19 protein-coding genes and 1 pseudogene are annotated in these 19747 nt (G+C 63.2%); 10 read left to right on the top strand and 10 right to left on the bottom strand.

Features of this window, described 5'->3' with window-relative positions; genetic code table 11:
* Positions 1-187: 187 nt before the first annotated feature.
* The 3 genes and pseudogenes from CO656_RS14905 to CO656_RS14915 form a co-directional block, all read right to left on the bottom strand.
* Positions 188-560, bottom strand: a pseudogene (locus CO656_RS14905) (DUF559 domain-containing protein).
* Between the two features lie 80 nt (positions 561-640).
* Positions 641-1453, bottom strand: coding sequence for a DsbA family protein (locus CO656_RS14910; protein ID WP_097526274.1), 813 nt, complete (start codon positions 1451-1453; stop codon positions 641-643).
* 121 nt (positions 1454-1574) lie between these two features.
* On the bottom strand, positions 1575-2081 hold the full coding sequence (locus CO656_RS14915) for a DUF721 domain-containing protein (RefSeq protein ID WP_037413437.1): 507 nt from the start codon (positions 2079-2081) through the stop codon (positions 1575-1577).
* Between the two features lie 90 nt (positions 2082-2171).
* Here CO656_RS14915 and mutY point away from each other — a divergent pair, with 90 nt between their 5' ends.
* From mutY to CO656_RS14930, 3 genes are all read left to right on the top strand, one after another.
* A complete protein-coding gene (gene mutY / locus CO656_RS14920) occupies positions 2172-3260 on the top strand; it encodes an A/G-specific adenine glycosylase (RefSeq protein ID WP_037413435.1) in 1089 nt (362 codons plus the stop codon).
* 41 nt (positions 3261-3301) lie between these two features.
* Positions 3302-3964, top strand: a complete 663-nt coding sequence (locus tag CO656_RS14925; RefSeq protein WP_037413432.1) for an HAD family phosphatase — start codon at positions 3302-3304, stop codon at positions 3962-3964.
* Between the two features lie 130 nt (positions 3965-4094).
* A complete protein-coding gene (locus tag CO656_RS14930) occupies positions 4095-5132 on the top strand; it encodes a calcium-binding protein (RefSeq protein ID WP_097526275.1) in 1038 nt (345 codons plus the stop codon).
* 182 nt (positions 5133-5314) lie between these two features.
* Here CO656_RS14930 and CO656_RS14935 read toward each other — a convergent pair whose 3' ends face one another.
* From CO656_RS14935 to CO656_RS14945, 3 genes are all read right to left on the bottom strand, one after another.
* On the bottom strand, positions 5315-6445 hold the full coding sequence (locus tag CO656_RS14935; protein WP_037413429.1) for a site-specific DNA-methyltransferase: 1131 nt from the start codon (positions 6443-6445) through the stop codon (positions 5315-5317).
* A 117-nt stretch (positions 6446-6562) separates the two neighbouring features.
* Positions 6563-6919 carry an antibiotic biosynthesis monooxygenase gene (locus CO656_RS14940; protein ID WP_097526276.1) on the bottom strand — a complete coding sequence of 119 codons (357 nt, stop codon included), beginning with the start codon at positions 6917-6919 and terminating at the stop codon, positions 6563-6565.
* A 4-nt stretch (positions 6920-6923) separates the two neighbouring features.
* Positions 6924-7244 (bottom strand): NIPSNAP family protein, encoded by a 321-nt coding sequence (locus tag CO656_RS14945; RefSeq protein ID WP_037413749.1) that lies wholly within the window; start codon positions 7242-7244, stop codon positions 6924-6926.
* Positions 7245-7315: 71 nt separating this feature from the next.
* Here CO656_RS14945 and CO656_RS14950 point away from each other — a divergent pair, with 71 nt between their 5' ends.
* On the top strand, positions 7316-7996 hold the full coding sequence (locus CO656_RS14950) for a winged helix-turn-helix domain-containing protein (protein ID WP_097526277.1): 681 nt from the start codon (positions 7316-7318) through the stop codon (positions 7994-7996).
* Here CO656_RS14950 and CO656_RS14955 read toward each other — a convergent pair.
* Positions 7991-8419 (bottom strand): DUF1284 domain-containing protein, encoded by a 429-nt coding sequence (locus tag CO656_RS14955; RefSeq protein ID WP_037413424.1) that lies wholly within the window; start codon positions 8417-8419, stop codon positions 7991-7993. The two genes, CO656_RS14950 and CO656_RS14955, sit on opposite strands and share 6 nt — an antisense overlap.
* 52 nt (positions 8420-8471) lie before the next feature.
* Positions 8472-9140, bottom strand: a complete 669-nt coding sequence (locus tag CO656_RS14960; protein ID WP_097526278.1) for a GntR family transcriptional regulator — start codon at positions 9138-9140, stop codon at positions 8472-8474.
* A gap of 170 nt (positions 9141-9310) precedes the next feature.
* Between CO656_RS14960 and CO656_RS14965 the strand changes: the two genes are divergently transcribed.
* Both CO656_RS14965 and CO656_RS14970 read left to right on the top strand, forming a co-directional pair.
* Complete coding sequence (locus tag CO656_RS14965; RefSeq protein WP_037413420.1) at positions 9311-10006, top strand: HAD family phosphatase; 696 nt, start codon at positions 9311-9313, stop codon at positions 10004-10006.
* A 243-nt stretch (positions 10007-10249) separates the two neighbouring features.
* On the top strand, positions 10250-11356 hold the full coding sequence (locus CO656_RS14970; RefSeq protein WP_037413418.1) for an ABC transporter substrate-binding protein: 1107 nt from the start codon (positions 10250-10252) through the stop codon (positions 11354-11356).
* Positions 11357-11552: 196 nt separating this feature from the next.
* Here CO656_RS14970 and CO656_RS14975 read toward each other — a convergent pair whose 3' ends face one another.
* Positions 11553-12101, bottom strand: a complete 549-nt coding sequence (locus CO656_RS14975; RefSeq protein ID WP_037413416.1) for a hypothetical protein — start codon at positions 12099-12101, stop codon at positions 11553-11555.
* Between the two features lie 410 nt (positions 12102-12511).
* On the opposite strand from CO656_RS14975, the gene thrC reads away from it, so the two are divergent.
* The 4 genes from thrC (at position 12512) to CO656_RS14995 (ending at position 19019) form a co-directional block, all read left to right on the top strand.
* Entirely contained in the window at positions 12512-13918 is a 1407-nt protein-coding gene (thrC, locus tag CO656_RS14980) for a threonine synthase (RefSeq protein WP_172900163.1), read from the top strand.
* Positions 13919-13932: 14 nt separating this feature from the next.
* Positions 13933-15234, top strand: a complete 1302-nt coding sequence (locus CO656_RS14985; protein WP_037413415.1) for a pitrilysin family protein — start codon at positions 13933-13935, stop codon at positions 15232-15234.
* 261 nt (positions 15235-15495) lie between these two features.
* Positions 15496-16107 carry a GNAT family protein gene (locus CO656_RS14990; RefSeq protein ID WP_037413744.1) on the top strand — a complete coding sequence of 204 codons (612 nt, stop codon included), beginning with the start codon at positions 15496-15498 and terminating at the stop codon, positions 16105-16107.
* Entirely contained in the window at positions 16107-19019 is a 2913-nt protein-coding gene (locus tag CO656_RS14995; protein WP_097526279.1) for a sensor domain-containing phosphodiesterase, read from the top strand. Before CO656_RS14990 ends, CO656_RS14995 begins: the two co-directional genes overlap by 1 nt.
* A 32-nt stretch (positions 19020-19051) precedes the next feature.
* Here the strand turns inward: CO656_RS14995 and CO656_RS15000 are convergent, their stop codons facing one another.
* Positions 19052-19657 (bottom strand): YqgE/AlgH family protein, encoded by a 606-nt coding sequence (locus CO656_RS15000; RefSeq protein WP_037413412.1) that lies wholly within the window; start codon positions 19655-19657, stop codon positions 19052-19054.
* Positions 19658-19747: the final 90 nt, after the last annotated feature.

The following is a 19747-nucleotide window of genomic DNA, read 5'->3' on the forward strand; positions in this document are numbered from 1 at the left end:
CCCCCGCAAGGGGGGAGGTCGGCTAGACGCATGGGCTTCCGCGACATCAAAGCCGAATGTGCCGAAAGCCCCACTAAAAATGACCCAAGCGACAGGTATTTGGTCGAGCGGGACATCGCCACTTGCCGATCTCCCCCCTTGTGGGGGAGATGCCCGGCAGGGCAGAGGGGGGTGAGCCACGAGCGCATCACTCGAATGTCCCCTTCCCGATAACCCGAACGATATGCTCGCACACATTTGTCAATGTCGCGCAGCACGTCGTCATTCCAGAAACGCAAGACAGTCCAGCCAGCGGTCTCCAGTCGGAGCGTACGCTGCCGATCGTAGTCGGCATCACCCGGTTTCGCATGCTGCGCACCATCGACTTCGATGATCAGTCGATGTGCGGGGCAAGCGAAATCGACGATATAACCCGCGACCGGAACCTGTCGGCGAAAGCCGAGGCCCATCAGTCGATGTGAGCGCAACTCGTTCCACAGCTTGACCTCGGCGTCGGTCATCACACTCCGCATGCGGCGCGCATTGGAGCGAGTTTTCGGCGGAACGTCAGTGTGAGGCATGGCCAAACCTTACGGGTTCCCGAACATAAGAAACGGGCGCACGGCCGCAGCCGTCGCCCGTTGTCAGGAAGAGCGAAGGATCAGAGCTTGCTGTCGATGAGGGCCGACATAACGTCAACCGACATGTCCCCCGAATAGTGCTCGCCATTCACGAAAAAGGTCGGCGTCGATTTCACTCCGAACTCCTTGGCGCCGCGCTGCATGACTGCGTTCACATCATCCAGAAGTTTTTGGTTCGTCAAGCAGGCCTCGAAGCTCTCCTGTGTAAAACCGGCGAGTTTCGACATCTGCAGCAGTGCATCGCGGCCGTTTTCCGCGGCGGCCCATTGTTCCTGCTGCTTGAACAGCATGGAGATCATCGGGAAATACTGTCCCTCCGGAGCGCAGCGCGCCAGCATGAAGGCGGCCGCGGCGCGCGGGTCGAAGGGGAATTCGCGGATGACGAAGCGCACCTTGCCGCTGTCGACATATTTCGTCTTGATGGCGTCGAAGGTCTTGTTGTGAAAGTTGGCGCAGTGCGGGCAGGTCATCGACATGTATTCGACGATCGTTACCGGCGCATTGGCCTCGCCGAGCGCCATTTCCGGAAGCGCGCCGGGCTCCATCAGCTTCTGCACGTCGACGCTGCCTTCCGACTGCGGCAACTCGGCCTTGGCGGTCGGGGCGGAAGACTGCGCGACCTCGGTGGCGGCGGACTTCGCCTGGCCGGAAGCGGCCGGCGTCGCGGCGGTGGAGCCGGTGGTCGTCGCGTCCGCGCTGGCCGTTGTTTCAGCCGGCGCCTTGGAAGCCGCCTCCTTCTTTTCTTCGCTGCAGGCTGCAAGCACCAGGGCAATCGCCGCGACGGCGACACCGCTCAGCAGGCGTTTCGGAAGGTTCGTTTCGGAAGCGGACATGGAAGGACCCGTGTTCTAGGAGGGGAAAATTGAGTTGTGATTTCGATAACTTGCTCAGTGCAAGGCGACAAGGGGCACTGTTTCAACTGAATTCAAAGAATTGTGACCCCTTGATGGTGAACTACTTGCGGCGCTGAGACAGGACCGCCGTGCCGAGCCGCTTCAGTGCGGCCTTCAGCGCCTCGCTCTCGATGCCTTCAACCATGGTGTCGAGCCGGCGTGCCGGTTCGCCGGTCAGCGGCCGCGGCCGCCGGTAGGGCTTGGGCGGCGGTGCGACAGGCTTCTGGACGATTCGAAGCTGACCGATCGCATGGAAGCCGAAAAAGCCGTTGATGCGCTGGATCAGTTCGCCCTGGGCATGGGTCAGGAAAAGCGCCCTTGCGCCTTCACAGGCAACCGTCAGCACGCCGGGCTGGTAGCCGCCATCGCTGCCGATCTCCGAGGCGCGTCGCGGCCAGGCGATCTTTTCCGGCCGCGTGCAGTCGGCGAACTCCGCGCCGGCGATCTCGTCCCAGGAGCCGAGCAGCATCGTGTTGATGCCGGCGCGCTTGGCCAGCACCGGATCGATCAGCCCGTTCGCAACCTCGCTGATCTGCACAACGCCCTTGCGGGACTTCGCTTCACTCACCGGAACGACTTTCTGTTCGCAACTTCGATCGAGCCTTGAAGCCCAAGCGGGCGTCGGCCAAGTATAGGCCGGAAAGGGACTCTCCGGCAAATGACGCTCGACACGCTAAAGGCGGCCGAAGCCGCCACCGTGCTGCTCAACTGGTACGATCGCCACCATCGCGATCTGCCGTGGCGTGTCTCGCCGCCGATGGCAGCGCGCGGCGCCGTCGCCGATCCCTACCATGTCTGGCTGTCCGAAGTCATGCTGCAACAGACCACCGTGCAGGCGGTCAAGGCCTATTTCGACAAGTTTCTAAGGCACTGGCCGACGGTTGAAGACCTGGCCGCCGCCGAAACCGAAGAGGTGATGAAGGCCTGGGCCGGCCTCGGCTACTATGCCAGGGCGCGCAATCTGAAGAAATGCGCCGAGGCGGTGGCGCGCGACCATGGCGGCCGCTTCCCGGAGACGGAGGAAGGACTGAAAGCCCTTCCCGGCATCGGCGACTATACAGCGGCCGCGGTTGCGGCGATCGCCTTCAACCGCAGGAGCGCCGTGCTCGACGGCAATGTCGAGCGGGTGATTTCCCGCCTCTATGCGATCGAGACGCCGCTTCCCGCCGCCAAGCCGGAAATGCGCCGGCTCGTCTCGGAACTGACGCCGTCCGACCGGCCGGGTGATTTCGCCCAGGCGATGATGGATCTCGGTGCCACGATCTGTACGCCGAAGCGCCCCGCCTGCGCGCTCTGTCCCTTCCGCTCGAACTGTCGGGCGCTCGCCGTCGCCGATCCCGAGACGTTTCCGCGCAAGGGGGCGAAGAAGGAAAAGCCGCTGCGCCTCGGCGCCGCCTTCGTGGCGATCGATGGTGCTAATGCCGTCTATCTGCGCAAGCGCGCCGAGACGGGCCTCCTTGGCGGCATGACGGAAGTGCCGGGCACGGGCTGGACCGCGCGCCGCGACGGCGAGACCTCGGTAGAGGCGCAGCCTTTCGCGGCCGCCTGGGAAGCCTGCGGCACTGTCACGCATGTCTTCACGCATTTCGAACTGCGCCTCTCGGTCTACCGTGCCAAAGTCGCGAAGGCCGTGGCCTGCGCCGAGGGCTGGTGGGAGCCGATCGCGTCTTTGAAGGGGCAGGCATTGCCGACCGTCATGAAAAAAGCAATCACGCAGGCTATACCGCACGCATTCAAAGCCGTGTAAGGCAAGGCCGCAACCTCGTTCAACCCGCCGCAGGATTACCAATGAGCAGCGTCGACATCCGCCACATCGTTTTCGACATCGGCAAGGTGCTGATCCATTACGATCCGCAGATCCCCTACGCGCGGATCATCCCGGACGAGGCGGAACGCAGCTGGTTCTTCGCCAATGTCTGTACCCACGACTGGAACATCGAACAGGACCGGGGCCGTTCCTGGGAGGAGGCCGAGGCGCTGTTGATCGAGGAGCATCCGGAACGGCAAGAGCATATCCGCGCCTTCCGCCGGCATTGGCACGAGATGGTGCCGCACGCCTATGAAGATACGGTCGCGCTGATGGAAAGCCTGATCGCCGAAGGCCGCGACGTGACGATGCTGACCAACTTCGCCTCCGACACGTTCCGCGAGGCGCAGAAGCGCTTTCCCTTCCTGACGCTGCCGCGCGGCGTCACGGTTTCGGGCGACGTCGGGCTGATCAAGCCGGATGTCGAAATCTACTGGACCCATGCCCGTACCTTCGGTCTCGACCCCGCGGCGACGATCTTCATCGACGACAGCCTGGCCAATGTTGAAGGCGCCCGGGCGGCGGGCTGGCAGGCCGTGCACTTCGTCGATGCCCAAAGGCTGAGGGCCGATCTGGCAGCCTATGGCGTGCAACCGTTGGACGTGCTTGACGGTGTCGGTCCGGCAGTGGCGACCCAGGCCTGACAGCGCGATCCTGACCGCCGAACCGGCCAGCGAATTCACGAAAACGCCGCATTCGGTTCACCCGCCATTCAGCTTTGCTCCTCCATGATCCGCGTTAGATTTCAACGCCTTCGCTGAAAAGGTCGAGCTAATGGTCACGCGCATCTACGGTACGAATTACGCCGATATCCTCAAGCAGAACAGCTATATCGAGGTCGAAATCTATGGCTATGACGGCGACGACGACATCTACCTGAACAGGACCGACAGCTACGGCGGATACAACTACGTCGATGCGGGCTACGGCAATGATCTCGTGGTGAATTCCTACGAGGGCGGCAACGACATTTATATGGGTGTCGGAAACGACATCTATGTTGCCGACATCCGGGCACGCGACACGAGCTCCTACGATGTCGTCTATGCCGGCAGCGGCAATGACCGCTTCGAAATCGACGGCTATGCCAGCGACTATTACGGCGAAAGTGGCAACGACACCTTCCTCTCGGCCGGATTCAACAACTACTTCAACGGCGGCACCGGCATCGACACCGTCAGCTACCAGTTCCAGGACGACTGGAGCTCGGAGCGCGGCAAGGGCGTGACGATCGACCTCGGCAACAAATACGCGACCACCGGCAGCGGCCGGCGCGAGGACCTCATTAGCATCGAGAACGCCACCGGCACGAATTACGGCCATGACGATATCACCGGCAGTTCTGTTGCCAACACGCTGCGCGGGCTGGGCGGCCACGACATTATCGAGGGCCTCGCCGGCGACGACTTCCTCGACGGCGGCAGCGGTGACGACGATCTCTATGGCGGCTCCGGCGCCGATATCATGCGCGGCGGCAGTGGCTTCGACTATCTGGTCGGCGGGACCGGCACCGACAGCTTCGATTTCAACGCGATCTCCGAATCGGTGGTCGGCTCCCGCCGCGACGTGATCGCCGATTTCCGCCGCTCCGAGTTCGACGTCATCGACCTTTCGACGATCGATGCCGACACGACCTGGAGCGGCAATCAGAAATTCACCTTCATCGGCGGCAGCGCGTTTTCGGGAGACGCCGGCGAACTGAACTTCCGCTCCGGCGTCCTGTCCGGCGACGTCAATGGCGACGGCTATGCCGACTTCCAGATCAAGGTGAACGGCGTCACCAGCCTGCGGGTCGACGATTTCTTCCTCTGAGGCGGCGCGGCGTGCCCCTTCTCCCCGTCAAGGGAGAAGGTCGCGGCAGCGGGAGGGCATCCCACCTCATACAAACGCCCGGAATCCCTTACGGATTCCGGGCGTTTAAAGCTCTCCTCCCGGGACTGAAGGTACAAAACCGGGCAGAGCGCTTTTTCGAAGACCCAAGCGGAACTGGTTGATCAGTTCAGTTTTGCCAGGTCATTTCGAATGACGGATCTGAGTTCGTCGATCGGCTTCAGAGTATTCCCTTCTTCGAAATGCCAGAACGTCCACCCGTTGCAGGCGTCGAGGCCCTGAACCTTGGCGCCGAGGCGGTGGATCGAGCCGGCCTCGCCGCCAGAGGCAAGCGTGCCGTCGGCGCGCACGATGGCGCTGTAGCGGCGCTTAGCATCGGTCAGCACCGTGCCGGGCTTGATCAAGCCGCTCTCGACGAGCGTATTGAAAGCGACGCGCGGTTCGGCCTTCTTACCGGTCATCACGGACAGAGTCGCCTTGCCGAGCGGCTCGACTGCGGCGATGCGTTCGGCTGCGGCGTCGATATAGTCCTGTTCGCGCTCGATGCCGACGAAATGGCGGCCGAGGCGCTTGGCAACCGCGCCGGTGGTGCCGGAGCCGAAGAAGGGATCGAGCACCACGTCGCCGGGCTTGGTCGAAGCCATCAGGATGCGGGCGAGCAACGCTTCCGGCTTCTGCGTCGGATGCACCTTCTTGCCGTCGTCGCCCTTCAGCCGCTCCGAACCGGAGCAGATCGGGAACAGCCAGTCGGAGCGCATCTGCACGTCGTCGTTCGCGGCCTTCATCGCCTCGTAATTGAAGGTGTAGCCCTTGGCCTTGGCGTTCGGCGTCGCCCAGATCAGCGTTTCGTGGGCGTTCTGGAAGCGGCGACCCTTGAAGTTCGGCATCGGATTGGTCTTGCGCCAGATGATGTCGTTCAGGATCCAGAAATGCAAGTCCTGCAGGATCGCGCCGACCCGGAAGATATTGTGGTAGGAGCCGATTACCCAGAGTGTGCCGGTCGGCTTCAACACGCGGCGGCAGGCAAGCAGCCAGGCGCGGGTGAAGGCATCATAGGCCTCGAAGGAAGCGAACTGGTCCCATTCGTCGTCGACAGCGTCGACCAGCGACTGGTCCGGCCGGTGCAGCATGCCGCCCAGCTGCAGATTATAGGGCGGATCGGCGAAGACGACGTCTACCGAATTGTCGGGGAGCGCGTTCAGCGCAGCCACGCAATCTCCTTTGATGATGCTGTCCAGCCAGCTCAGCGGACGGGCGGCTCGGGAGATTTCGGCAAGCGAAACAACTGAAGACATGGGCAACTCGCAAATACGCTTACTCGGGACTGACTATAGCACTTATGGTTACCGAAGATGGTTACCAAAGCTTGAAGGCCGCCCGGGAAATTTGCGTCGCTGCCATGTCCCTCTCGTTCAGTTCGTATCGTGCTCGTGCCACTCCCGGCTGTCCGCTGGCGCCTCATGCCGTTCGTTGAGGCCGTAGTCGCGAACGACCGCCGCGATCCGCAGGCGATAGTCGGCGAAGACGCCATTCCTCCCCGCGGCCTGTGCCGCGCGATGTTCCGCACCATTGCGCCAGGCCTTCACCGCCGCTTCGTCGCGCCAGAAGGAGAGCGACAGCAGCTTGTTCGGATCGGTAAGGCTCTGGAATCGCTCGATCGAGATGAAGCCGTCTATCCCGTCGAGCAGCGACCGCAGGTCGGCGGCAAGGGCGAGATAGGCTTCGCGCTTGCCCTCGGCCGGCAGAACCTCAAAAATCACCGCGATCATCGCATCACTCCTTCCCATGTGGCAGCGAGACGTTCTTCAGGAAGATGCGGTCCTCCTTGAGGATGAAACGCTCGCGCCGCGCGAATTCGTAATTCTCGCGGCCGAGCGGATCGGCGGCAAGACGCGCCCGGTACGCCTCGTAGGCGGCGAGGCTTTCGATGTTGTAGACGCCATAGGCGGTCGTCGCCGAGCCTTCGTGCGGACCGAAATAGCCGATGAGGTCGGCACCGCAGCGTGGAATGGCCTCGCCCCAATTGCGGGAATAGGTAGCGAAATCCTCCTTGCGGAAGGGATCGATCTCGTAGCGAATGAAGCAGGTGATCATGATCTTCTCCTTGTTGATGATTTGCATCATGCCCGCTTGTTCGGCCGGAATGCTTCGACTACGATCGAAGTATGAAGGAAGGTCCCGATATCGCCCTCATCGGATCGCTGATCGGCGATCCGGCCCGCGCCAACATGCTGACCGCGCTGATGGGCGGCCAGGCGCTGACGCCAACGGAGCTTGCGGCGCACGCCGGCATCACGCTGCAGACCGCGAGCTCGCATCTCGCCAAGCTCGAGGCCGGCGGATTGCTGACGCAGCGCAAGCAGGGTCGGCATCGCTACTATGCCTTGGCCGAAGACGAGGTTGGGCTGATGCTCGAAAGCCTCATGGGTTTCGCCGCCAGCCGCGGCCTGACGCGGCATCGGCCGGGGCCGAAGGATCCGGCGCTCAGAAAGGCGCGCATCTGCTACAACCACCTCGCCGGCGACTATGGCGTGCGCCTGCTGGACAGTCTGGTCGCGGACCGCCAGATCGAAGTGACTGGAGAGGACCTCGCCTTGACCGATGCAGGACGGCATCGCATCGAGGCGCTCGGCATCGACTACCCCGCGCTTCAAAAATCCCGACGGCCGATCTGCCGAACCTGCCTCGACTGGAGCGAACGCCGTTCGCATCTCGCCGGCTCGCTCGGCGAGGCGCTGCTCAGGCTGTTCATCGACAACGGCTGGGCGAAACGCGAGAAGGACAGCCGCGTGATCCGTTTCACCGACAGGGGCGAAAAAGCCTTCCTGGAGCTCTTTCCGCTATAGGCGCTTGGCCTTGACGAGCGCGTCGGCAAAACCGTCGCCCGCGATCCGTGTGCAAAACTGCGCCCATTCGCACGCCTCGCAGGCTGCCCGTATCGAGTCTGCCGCAAACGCGGCACGCAGCCGCTCCAGGCGCTCGCCGTCCAGTTGGAGGACCGAGCCGGCCGTCAGCGACATGCCCAGCAGATCGGCGACGGCGGTCAAGGCTTTGTCGTCACGGTCAAGAACACTGTCGTTCCGGCAATGGGCGTCGGGATCATCCAGCATGGGAGCGCAGATATCGTCCGGGCCTTGGACGATTTCGATCGCCTCGCCGGAGGAAAGGCGGGCGGCGATCCCGAGATAGTTGCGGGTGAAGGCGGCCGTGTAGCCCTTGCCGACATAGGTCAGCAGACACAGGAGATGGTGGCCGCGCAGGCGAACCATGGAATGTCACCTCGTCCCGGTTTCCGAAGTCGCAGTTTACGGCAGATCGCCGCTATCCGACGATAGAAAAGGCGTCGCGGACTTCCCCGCCGGCGGTCTTTACCGGCGTCTTGCCGATCCAGCCGACATGGCGCTCGAGGATCGAGGCAGCCTCCTCGCCTCTCCCCTGGCGCAGCGCTGCAAGAATGGCGCGGTGGTCGTGGTCGGTGCGTGCCTCCCAGCTGGATCGCCAGGCGGAGAAGAGAAACCGGGCGCTTGCCGCATGAAGGTCGTCAATCGCGGCGAGCAGGCGCGGCATGGCACAGGGCTCGAGGATCAAACGGTGGAACGCTCGGTTTGCCGCCTCCCAGCTACGCACGTCGCGGGATCTGTCCGCCGCGGCCGTGGCCGCCTCGGCGCGATCGAGAATGGCGGGTGCCAGGTGGGGTATGGCATGGCGGAGCGCCAGCACCTCGAGTGCCGCGCGCATCTCCGCCACCTCGCGCACCTCTTTGAGATCGAAGGAGGCGACCCGCACGCCCCGGCGCGGCTCGCTAACGGCAAGGCCTTGCGCCTCGAGCCGTCGGAAAGCCTCACGCACCGGCACGTGGCTCGCGCCGAACTCCTCGGCAACATGGTCCTGACGCAACCGCTCGCCCGGAGGGAGCGCCCCGGAGATGATCCTTTCGGCGAGCGCCCGGCTGATCCGGCTTGCAATCGTGTCATCGCGTTCGTTTGTCATGCGCTACAGATAGAGGTGCAGCCCGAGCCTGTCGAGCAAGGCACAACTTCCGCAAGACGATTTCCAAAGGTTGAGCTTTGATCCACCATCGTATAAATCTGCCCGGACCTGTTTTCGCGCCGCATCGAGCCTCCTCCCCGCCAGCGGCGCGCCTCTCCCAAGGACGCAAAATGACCGGTTTCGATCTCATCATCTTTGACTGCGACGGCGTGCTCGTCGATTCGGAAATCATCGCCTCGGAAGTCGAGGCCGGACTTCTGACGGAAGCCGGCTACCCGATCAGTGTCGAGGAAATGAGCGAGCGCTTTGCCGGCATGACCTGGCGCGACACGCTGCTGGCGATCGAGAAGGAAGCCAGCATTCCGCTCTCGGCTTCTTTGATCGACCGCGTCGACACCATTCTCGACAAGCGGCTCGCCCGCGACGTCAAGATCATCGACGGCGTCAAGCCCGTACTGCTGCAGCTGACGCTGCCGCACTGCATCTGCTCGAACTCGACCTCAGCGCGGCTCGCAACGATGCTCGGCAAGGTCGGCATTCAGGACCATTTCGGCAAGCATATCTATTCGGCGCGCGATCTTGGCCCGGACCGGGTCAAGCCGAAGCCGGACATCTTCCTGCATGGCGCCGCCCAGTTCGGCGTCGACCCGGCACGCGTCCTCGTCATCGAGGACTCGGTGCACGGCGTCCACGGGGCGCGCGCCGCCGGCATGCGCGTCGTCGGCTTCACGGGGGGCTCGCATAGCTATGCCTCGCATGCTGACAAGCTGACGGAGGCCGGCGCCGAGACCGTTATCTCGCGGATGGCCGTCCTGCCCGGCGTCGTCGCCGCGCTTGCCGAATGGTCCGAGTCCCTGACGGCCTGACCCTCACCCTCTCTAATTCCGACGGCCCTTCGCGCCGCTCATCATCGGCGCCCTCGAAAGGCGGCATGCGGTGGAAGACCCATGGTTTCCTGCGAGAAACCGCGGGTTTTCGAACGGCGCACGAGAGCTATATCAAGATCGACCACTGCATGGTTCCGGGTAGGGCCGCGCAGCAGTTCAAAGCGCTATGGCGGCCTCCGTATGTCCGGGCGCTGTAGAGGTTATTTCCAAGGAGGAACCACGATGCGTCTTTCACTATTGACCGGACTGACCCTGGCTGCCGGCGTGGCTTTCGCGCCGCTCGCCCATGCCGATATCACGATCGGCGTGATCACGCCGCTCACCGGCCCGGTCGCGGCCTTTGGCGAGCAGGTGAAGAACGGCGCCGAGGCAGCGGCCGAAGCAATCAACAATGCCGGCGGCATCAAGGGCGAGAAGATCGTCATCAAGATCGTCGACGATGCTGGCGAGCCGAAGCAGGCTGTTTCCGTTTCCAACCAGCTCGCCGGAGAGAGCGTGCGCTATGTCGTAGGGCCGGTGCTTTCCGGCACGGCGATGCCGGCATCCGACGTGCTCGCCGAGAACGGCATCCTCATGGTCACGCCGACGGCAACCACGCCCGACCTTACCACCCGCGGGCTTTGGAACGTGCTGCGCACCTGCGGCCGCGACGACCAGCAGGCCGTGGTCGCGGCCGACTATGTCGTCAAGAACCTCAAGGACAAGCGCGTCGCCGTCCTGCACGACAAGGGTGCTTACGGCAAGGGCCTCGCCGATGGCTTCAAGGCGGCGATCAACGCAGGCGGCATCACGGAAGTCGTCTACGAGGGCTTGAACCCCGGTGAAAAGGACTTCAGCGCCATCGTCACACGCCTCAAGGCCGAGAATGTCGAGGTCGTCTATTTCGGCGGCTACCACGCCGAGGCCGGCCTGATGATCCGGCAGATGCGCGACCAGGGTGTCAATGCGCAGCTGATCGGCGGCGACGGCCTCTCCAACACCGAGTTTTGGGCGATCGGCGGCAACGCTGCCGAGGGAACGATCTACACGAATGCAAGCGACGCCACCCGCCACCCGGCCGCCGCCCCGGTGATCGAGGCGCTCAATGTCAAGAACATCCCGGCGGAAGCCTTCACGCTCAACGCCTATGCCGCCGTCCAGGTGCTCAAGGCCGGCATCGAGAAGGCAGGCTCGGCCGAGGATGCGACCGCGGTTGCGACCGCGATCAAATCCGGCGAGGCGATCGACACGGTCATCGGCAAGCTGACCTATGGCGAGAGCGGCGATCTCACCTCGCCGAGCTTCTCGCTCTACAAATGGGAAGCGGGCAAGAGCGTGGCGGCCGAATAACCCGGCCGCGGACGCGTGGAAACGCCGGGCATTGCCTCGGCGTTTTTATAAGTTTGGCTGCAAAGAGTTGTTTTTCTTGGAGTCTGCCCCTCATCCGGCCTGCCGGCCACCTTCTCCCCGCAGGCGGGGCGAAGGGGACTCGCGGCACCGTATCGGGTCAGCGTAAGGGGCAACTCCCCCGCACCTGTGCGGTCTGCTACTGCTTCGCCTTCTGCGGTCCCTCGTCGAAGCCGACGAAGATCTTGGCATCGGCTCCGGCTCCGGCCGGCAGGGTGACGTTGGCCTTGGTGAAGACGAATTGCGTGTTGGTGCTGCCCGGCGGGACTTCGACCGGATATTGCGTCAGTTCGGAATAGAGCGTCTTTTCCCCGTCGGTCGCCGCCACGCGGATAGGCATGGTAATCTTGCCCGGACCGCCGGCGGGGCCGGCGACGACACGGCCCTGGGCGACCACGGTCACCGTCAGTGTGTCCGCGCTCTGCACGCATTGCCGCGTGGTATCGGCTAGCGAGGCCTGGTAGACCACCTTGGTCGGATCGTCCTTGCCGCCCTTCGCATAGGTGCGATAGGAGGCGGTGCCGTCCCGCAGCGTCACCGGCGGGCAAGCCGCCTGGATCACCGCCGGCGTCGGTGCGTTCGCGGTGCCGCCGGCCTCGATGGCGCCGCCGTCTTGCGTTTTGTTACAGCCTGCGGCGACCAAAAGGACAGACATTGCGATAAGATGGCGAGACACTTTGCCAGACACGTTGCACGACCCCTACTGAACCGGTGAGACTTTGAGATCACGGCAACCGCGGCGAATTCGGCCGAAGCTGGCGCGATCCTTTTGATGGCCGGAGCAGGAACCCATCTGCAATCCCCTCCTCCTCCGGACCGACGATCTTCGAGGGCCTTTCTCGACCCTCGGGCATCGTCTATAGCAGCGGCAAATCGAAAAATCGACCGGCGGGCCATCGCAAGCCTCACTTTCCGAAGCATTCGTAAATTTGCCATGGTGACAAAAATGTCCGCGCGATTTACGGCGAACTGGAACAAATAGGGGGCCGGGCGGCGGTTCTTCCTTGAAGGGTTATGCAATATCGGCGTGATAGCGCGGCGAGAGGGGCGGTCCTCCGCCAGACTGTCTGCTGTAACTTTGAGATGCGGTAACGAAGGATGAAGAAGGTGAAGTATATTTCGACGCGCGGGGAAGCAGCACCCCTCGGTTTCTGCGACGCTCTTCTGGCAGGGCTTGCTCGTGACGGCGGCCTCTACCTGCCGAAAGAATGGCCGGCCTTCTCGAAAAAGGAAATCCGTGCGCTGCGCGGCAAGTCCTATCAGGAAATCGCTTTCGCTGTTCTCGAGCCCTTCACGAACGGTGAAATTCCGGCCGCGAAGTTCCGCGAGATGATCGACGAGGCCTATGCGACCTTCCGCCATCCGGCCATCGCCCCGCTTGTCCAGACCGGCCCCAACTCCTTCGTCATGGAGCTCTTCCACGGTTCGACGCTCGCCTTCAAGGACGTCGCCATGCAATTGCTGGCGCGCCTCATGGATCATGTGCTCGCCGAGCGCGGCGAACGGGCGACGATCGTCGGGGCAACCTCCGGCGATACCGGCGGTGCCGCGATCGACGCCTTTGCCGGCCGGGAAAGGACGGACATCTTCATCCTCTTCCCGCACGGCAAGGTCTCGCCGGTGCAGCAGCGGCAGATGACGACCGCGGGGGCGTCGAACGTCCATGCGATCGCTATCAAGGGCAATTTCGACGATTGTCAGAACCTCGTCAAAGCCATGTTCAACGACACGGCGTTTCGCGACCGGGTTAAGCTGTCGGGGGTCAATTCGATCAACTGGGCGCGCATCATGGCTCAGATCGTCTATTACTTCACCACGGCGATCGCGCTCGGCGGCCCGGACCGGAGGATCTCCTTCACGGTGCCGACCGGCAATTTCGGCGATATCTTCGCCGGCTATGTCGCCAAGCGCATGGGCTTGCCGATCGACAGGCTGATCATCGCCACCAATGAAAACGACATTCTGGCGCGCACGCTGAAGACCGGCCGCTACGAGATGCGCGAGGTCAAGGCGACGACCTCGCCCTCGATGGACATTCAGATCTCGTCCAACTTCGAGCGCTTGTTGTTCGAGGCCTATGGCCGCGAGGCGGCAGGGGTGCGCGCCGCCATGGAAAGCCTCAAGCAATCCGGTTCCTTTGCCATCGAAGAGGGCGCACTGAAAAAAATTCGCAAGGAATTTCGCGCCGGCCGCGCCTCGGAGAAGCAGGTGGCGGCGACGATCCGCGAAACCTTCGAGAAATCCGGCTATCTCCTTGATCCGCATACGGCAATCGGCGTCTCGGTCGCCGCCAAGCACGAGAAGCCGTCGGCGCCAATGGTGGCGCTCGGGACCGCTCACCCCGCGAAATTTCCCGACGCGGTAAAATCGGCGAGTGGTATTGACCCCACGCTTCCGACGTGGCTTGCTGATCTCATGACTAGGGCGGAGCGTTTCGACATCCTGGATGCGGAGCTGAAGAACGTCGAAACCTTCATCGGCGAGCGTACCCGCGTTCGGGAATAGAACGAAAGATACGGATGATGAAAGTTGAGTGCACCCGGCTCCCTTCCGGGCTGACGGTGGTAACCGAGCGAATGCCGCATTTGGAAAGCGTGGCGCTCGGGGTCTGGATCAAGTCCGGTTCGCGCAACGAGACCGTGGATGAACACGGAATTGCGCATCTGCTGGAGCACATGGCTTTCAAAGGGACAAGACGGCGCAGCGCCCGCCAGATCGCCGAAGAGATCGAAAACGTCGGCGGCGAGGTCAACGCCGCCACCTCCACCGAGACCACCTCCTACTACGCGCGGGTACTGAAGGACCACGTGCCGCTGGCGGTCGACATCCTTGCGGACATTCTGACGGAATCAACCTTCGACGAGGAGGAGCTGCGGCGCGAGAAGCACGTCATCCTGCAGGAGATCGGCGCGGCCGACGACACGCCGGACGACGTGGTCTTCGACCGCTTCGCCGAGACCGCCTACCGCGACCAGACGGTCGGGCGGCCCATTCTCGGCACGCCCGAAACGGTGATGTCGTTCACCCCCGGTCAGATCCGCCAATATCTCGGCCGCAATTATACGACCGACAGGATGTTCATCGTTGCCGCCGGCGCCGTCGACCACGACACGATCGTGCGCCAGGTCGAGGAGCGCTTTTCCACGCTGCCCGTCACGCCGCTGTCGACTCCGGTCCTCGATACGGCGCGCTACACGGGCGGCGACAGCCGCGAGAGCCGTGACCTGATGGACGCGCAGGTGCTGCTCGGCTTCGAAGGCCGGGCCTATCACGCCCGCGACTTCTACTGTTCGCAGATCCTTGCCAATATCCTCGGCGGCGGCATGTCGTCCCGCCTCTTTCAGGAGGTGCGCGAACATCGCGGCCTCTGTTATTCGGTCTACGCCTTCCATTGGGGCTTTTCCGATACCGGCATCTTCGGCATCCACGCCGCTACCGGCGGGGAAAATCTCCCCGAGCTGATGCCGGTCATCATCGAGGAGCTGCGCAAATCGTCGGCGAGCATCGACCAGCAGGAGATCGAGCGTGCCCGTGCGCAGATCCGGGCGCAACTGCTGATGGGACAGGAAAGCCCGGCGGCGCGCGCCGGCCAGATCGCCCGCCAGATGATGCTCTATGGGCGCCCCATTCCAAACGAAGAGCTGATGGAGCGGCTGTCCGGCATCACCATAGAGCGGCTGACCGATCTCGCCGGCCGGCTCTTCTTCGATACGACCCCTACCCTTTCGGCGATCGGCCCGCTCGAACAGCTCGCCCCGATGAGCGACATTCTGTCGTCTCTGAATATCAAACCCGCTGCCGTCCAGGCGCTCGCCGGCTAGCGGGCGCAATCCCCGATCTTCAGAGTGCGGGCAGCACCTGCGGGGCCCGTGCCTTTCTTGCACAATTTCTAAAATCGGATTCGATTTAGGCGTTAACTTGTGCAACGCTTCGCAATGACACGGCGCCTTCGAACTCTTGCATGATGGCGCGGTCCGGGCTGGGATTTCGGTCCGGCTGTGTAGATTGACCTGAGCGGGATGAGGAAGAGCATGAAGCCGATCTCCGCCCGCCGGCATGCGAGTTTGGGGCCGGAGGCATATATGGCACGATCGGTATTTCGGTTCCTGTCGAGGCAGCCCGAATCGGTCGAAATCGCCAATCAGGATTACCTTCTCCGCCTGCCGCGCTACGCCGATTATCGGCAATGGTATCAATTACGCAGCGCGAGCCGCGGCTTCCTCGAACCGTGGGAGCCCACCTGGCGGGCTGACGAGATGACCGAGAGCGCGTTTCGCAGCCGCGTCATCCGCAACGAACAGGAATATGCTTCCGGCCAGGCGGTGCCGTTGTTCCTGTTCCGCAGACCGGACGAGGTTCTCCTCGGCGGCCTGACGATCGGCCATATCCGCAGGGGTGCGGCGCAGAATTGCATGATCGGCTACTGGATGGGGCAGAAACATGCCGGCCAGGGCCACATGTACGAGGCGCTGAAGCTGACCATCCCCTACATCTTTTCGACCCTCGAGTTGCACCGTATTGAAGCAGCCTGTATTCCAGAGAACGCAAGGAGCATCCGGCTCCTTGAAAAGGCCGGCTTTGAACGCGAAGGCTACTTGAGACAGTACTTGAAGATAAACGGCCAGTGGCGCGATCACCTGATGTTTTCGCTTCTGTCCGCGGATGCCGTACCGAACAGGAATATGCCCCTTTGATGCCCGTGATCCGCAAGCCGACCGCATGGCCAGCCGCAAGGGTGGCGGCGTTTCTGGCGGCATTCGCCGTTTTCATCTTCGGCACCGCCGGCGGGGTCGCCCATGCTCTCGAACCGGTCAAGATCTCGCGCGAGGACACGGCACTCGACCTGACGGCCACGACGGAAATTTATTCCGGCCGGGGCGAGGCTTTCCAGGTGTCCACCGCGCCCGGCACGGACGGCATCGTGCGGCGCATCGAGGTCCGATCGAGCACGGAGCATCATCAGGGCGACTGGGCCGTCTTCGCGCTTGCAAATGTCTCCGAGGAGCAGCTCGAGCGGGTGATCGTCGCGCCGCATTTCCGGCTGGTCAATTCGAAACTGTTCTGGCCGGACCTCGGCTCGCAACGCATCCTGTCGATCACGCCGAGCGAGGGCTTCGCGCTCGACCGACAGCCGAGCGACGAGGCGGACGTGTTCCGCATCACCCTCAACCCCGGCGCCGTCATCACCTTCGTCGCCGAGCTTGCGACGCCGGAACTGCCGCAGATCTATCTGTGGCAGCCCGACGCCTACAAGGACACGGTCAACGCCTTTACGCTCTATCGCGGCATCGTGCTCGGGATTGCCGGGCTGCTCGCGGTCTTCCTGACCATTCTCTTCGTCGTCAAGGGCACCTCGATGCTGCCGGCGACGGCGGCGCTTGCCTGGGCGGTTCTCGCCTATATCTGTGTCGACTTCGGCTTTCTGTCGAAGCTGATCAGCGTGACGGCTGGCGACGAACGCATATGGCGAGCAGGAACGGAAGTCTTTCTGGCGGCGGGGCTGGTAATCTTCCTTTTCACCTATCTGAACCTCAACCGCTGGCATCAGCATCTCGGCTACGCGACGCTCGCCTGGATTCTCGGCCTGGCACTGCTCTTCGGCGTCGCCGTCTACGATCCCGCGATCGCATCGGGCATCGCCCGTCTCTCCTTTGCGCTGACGGCGACGGTCGGCATCGTGCTGATCGCCTATCTCGGCTTTAACCGCTACGACCGCGCCATCCTTCTCGTTCCGGCCTGGCTCCTGATCCTCGTCTGGCTGTTCGGCGCGTGGCTGGCGGTCACCGGTCAGCTCGCCAATGACATCGTCCAGCCGGCCCTCGGCGGCGGCCTCGTGTTGATCGTCCTCTTGATCGGCTTCACGGTGATGCAGCATGCCTTTGCCGGCGGCGCATACCAGCAGGGTCTCTTCTCGGACCTCGAGCGGCAGGCGCTGGCGCTGACCGGCTCCGGCGACACCGTCTGGGACTGGGACGTGGCGCGCGACCGCGTCGTGACGATCCCGGATATTTCGCACCAGCTCGGCCTTTCGCTCGGCACGATGAACGGACCGGTCCGCAATTGGGTGCCGCGGCTGCATCCGGACGATCGCGACCGGTTCAGGGCGACCCTGGATGTGCTTCTCGAACACAGACGCGGCCGCTTGAACCACGAATTTCGCGTGCGCGCCGAGGATGGGCACTATCACTGGCTGTCGATCCGGGCGCGGCCCGTGCTGGGCGCCAATGGCGAGATCATCCGCTGCGTCGGCACCATCGTCGACATCACCGAACAGCGCAATTCGGTCGAGCGGCTGCTGCAGAACGCGCTCCTCGACAACCTCACCGGCCTGCCGAACCGGCAGGTTTTCCTCGATCGCCTGCAGGCCATCCTTCTGATGTCCGACGGCATCGCTTCGACGCGGCCGACCGTTCTCGCCATAGACATCGACCGCTACAAGCAGGTCAACGACCTGCTCGGGATCGCCGCCGGCGACAACATTCTGATCGCGTTGACGCGGCGGCTGCGCCGGCTGCTGCGGCCGCAGGACACGCTTGCCCGCCTCGGCGGCGACCAGTTCGGGCTGATCCTGATGTCCGAGCGCGATCCGGCGAAGATCGCCGATTTCGCCGATGCGGTCAGCAAGGCGATCATGGTGCCGCTCAACTACGGCAACCGCGAGATAAATCTCACCGCCTCGATCGGTCTCGTTTCCTGGCTCGACCAGGAGCAGAGCGCCGCAAGCCTGCTCGACGATGCGGAGCTTGCGATGTTTCGCGCCAAGAAGGAGGGCGGCAACCGCGTCGAGCCCTTCCGGCCGGCCTTCCGAACATCCGGATCGGATCGCCTGCAGCTCGAAGCGGACCTGAAGCGGGCGATCGAACGCAAGGAACTGTCGCTCGTCTACCAGCCGATCGTGCGTCTCAGCGATGCCGAGGTCGCCGGTTTCGAAGCGCTGATGCGCTGGGACCATCCGAAGCGCGGCAGTATCTCGCCGACCGAATTCATCCCGATCGCGGAGAATTCCGACGTCATAAACCAGCTCGGCATGTTCGCCTTCGACCAGGCGACGAGCGACCTTTCCGAATGGCAGATCCAGACGGGCGATCTGCCGATCTTCGTCGCGATCAATCTTTCGAGTGCGCAGCTGCTCAACAGCGGGCTCTATGACGACGTCCGGACCATCCTCAACAAGAACCGCTGCGATCCGGCGAAGGTGAAGATGGAGCTGACCGAATCGCTGGTGATGGAGAATCCGGAACAGGCCCGGCTCGTGCTCGAAAAGCTCCGGGAAGCCGGATTGCGGCTCGCCCTCGACGACTTCGGCACCGGCCATTCTTCGCTTTCCTATCTGACCCGCTTCCCCTTCGACACGATCAAGATCGACAAGGCGCTGGTGCGCGATCCGAGCGACAAGCGCGGCGTCGTGCTGCGCTCGGTGATCGCCATGGCGCGCGAACTCGACATGCGGGTCGTCGCCGAAGGCATAGAATCGGAGGAGGATGCGATCCAGCTCGCGCAGATGGGCTGCGATTATGGCCAGAGCTTCCTGTTCGGCCCGCCCGTCGGCTCGGAATCGATCCTGCGGCTCCTGAAGGAGCGCTTTCCGCTCATGAAGAGAGCGTAATCGGGGAAAGAAGCAGGAAACCGAGCCTTCGATTAGGCGTGGCCGGCATCGGGGGAAAGCATCGCCGAAGAGACGCCGATCAGCGCAAGCGCCTGATCGTATTTCTCGTCGAGGTCACGGCTGAAGATCAGCTCTTCACGCGCCGGGCATGTCAGCCAGCCGTTGTTGGCGATTTCGCTTTCGAGCTGCCCCGGTCCCCAGCCGGCATAGCCGAGCAGCATGGTGGCCTTGACGGGCCCCTCGCCGCGCGAAATGGCCTTGACGATGTCGAGCGTCGCCGTCAGGCAGATATCGTCGCTGACCGGAATGCTCGAGTCGCTCAGGTAATCGTCCGAATGCAGGACGAAACCACGACCGGTCTCGACCGGCCCGCCAGCCTGGATCTGGAACTCACGTGCCGCCGAAGGCAGCCGGATCGCTTCGTCCGGGTCGAGCAGTTGCAGATGCAGGAGCACGTCCGGGAAGGTCAGCCGCTGGGGCCGGTTCAACACGAAGCCCATCGCGCCGTCTTCCGAATGGGCGCAGACGAAGATCACCGTGCGGGCGAAATTGGCATCGAACATGCTGGGCATGGCGATCAGGAACTGACCGTCAAGGAAACCACGTTCGCGTATCTTTGGCTGCGCCGTTGTTGCCATAATGAAAGATAGCCTATCAATTCGGCACGAAATGAAAAGCGCCTCTACGTGGCGCGGGCCGAAATTTGCACGCACGACGCTCCTTCGCGT

Origin of the sequence: Sinorhizobium sp. FG01 (genome assembly GCF_002531875.1) — a bacterium.
Lineage (GTDB): Bacteria > Pseudomonadota > Alphaproteobacteria > Rhizobiales > Rhizobiaceae > Sinorhizobium > Sinorhizobium fredii_C.

What these genes read in the sequence shown, in the direction of transcription:
- CO656_RS14960 (WP_097526278.1), bottom strand. Translation starts at nt 9,140, where the DNA reads ATGACAAACGAACGCGATGACACGATTGCAAGCCGGATCAGCCGGGCG.
- CO656_RS14925 (WP_037413432.1), top strand. Translation starts at nt 3,302, where the DNA reads ATGAGCAGCGTCGACATCCGCCACATCGTTTTCGACATCGGCAAGGTG.
- thrC (WP_172900163.1), top strand. Translation starts at nt 12,512, where the DNA reads ATGAAGAAGGTGAAGTATATTTCGACGCGCGGGGAAGCAGCACCCCTC.
- mutY (WP_037413435.1), top strand. Translation starts at nt 2,172, where the DNA reads ATGACGCTCGACACGCTAAAGGCGGCCGAAGCCGCCACCGTGCTGCTC.
- CO656_RS14990 (WP_037413744.1), top strand. Translation starts at nt 15,496, where the DNA reads ATGGCACGATCGGTATTTCGGTTCCTGTCGAGGCAGCCCGAATCGGTC.
- CO656_RS14910 (WP_097526274.1), bottom strand. Translation starts at nt 1,453, where the DNA reads ATGTCCGCTTCCGAAACGAACCTTCCGAAACGCCTGCTGAGCGGTGTC.
- CO656_RS14930 (WP_097526275.1), top strand. Translation starts at nt 4,095, where the DNA reads ATGGTCACGCGCATCTACGGTACGAATTACGCCGATATCCTCAAGCAG.
- CO656_RS14945 (WP_037413749.1), bottom strand. Translation starts at nt 7,244, where the DNA reads ATGATCACCTGCTTCATTCGCTACGAGATCGATCCCTTCCGCAAGGAG.
- CO656_RS14950 (WP_097526277.1), top strand. Translation starts at nt 7,316, where the DNA reads ATGAAGGAAGGTCCCGATATCGCCCTCATCGGATCGCTGATCGGCGAT.
- CO656_RS14935 (WP_037413429.1), bottom strand. Translation starts at nt 6,445, where the DNA reads ATGTCTTCAGTTGTTTCGCTTGCCGAAATCTCCCGAGCCGCCCGTCCG.
- CO656_RS14970 (WP_037413418.1), top strand. Translation starts at nt 10,250, where the DNA reads ATGCGTCTTTCACTATTGACCGGACTGACCCTGGCTGCCGGCGTGGCT.
- CO656_RS14985 (WP_037413415.1), top strand. Translation starts at nt 13,933, where the DNA reads ATGATGAAAGTTGAGTGCACCCGGCTCCCTTCCGGGCTGACGGTGGTA.
- CO656_RS15000 (WP_037413412.1), bottom strand. Translation starts at nt 19,657, where the DNA reads ATGGCAACAACGGCGCAGCCAAAGATACGCGAACGTGGTTTCCTTGAC.
- CO656_RS14940 (WP_097526276.1), bottom strand. Translation starts at nt 6,919, where the DNA reads ATGATCGCGGTGATTTTTGAGGTTCTGCCGGCCGAGGGCAAGCGCGAA.
- CO656_RS14965 (WP_037413420.1), top strand. Translation starts at nt 9,311, where the DNA reads ATGACCGGTTTCGATCTCATCATCTTTGACTGCGACGGCGTGCTCGTC.
- CO656_RS14955 (WP_037413424.1), bottom strand. Translation starts at nt 8,419, where the DNA reads ATGGTTCGCCTGCGCGGCCACCATCTCCTGTGTCTGCTGACCTATGTC.
- CO656_RS14995 (WP_097526279.1), top strand. Translation starts at nt 16,107, where the DNA reads ATGCCCGTGATCCGCAAGCCGACCGCATGGCCAGCCGCAAGGGTGGCG.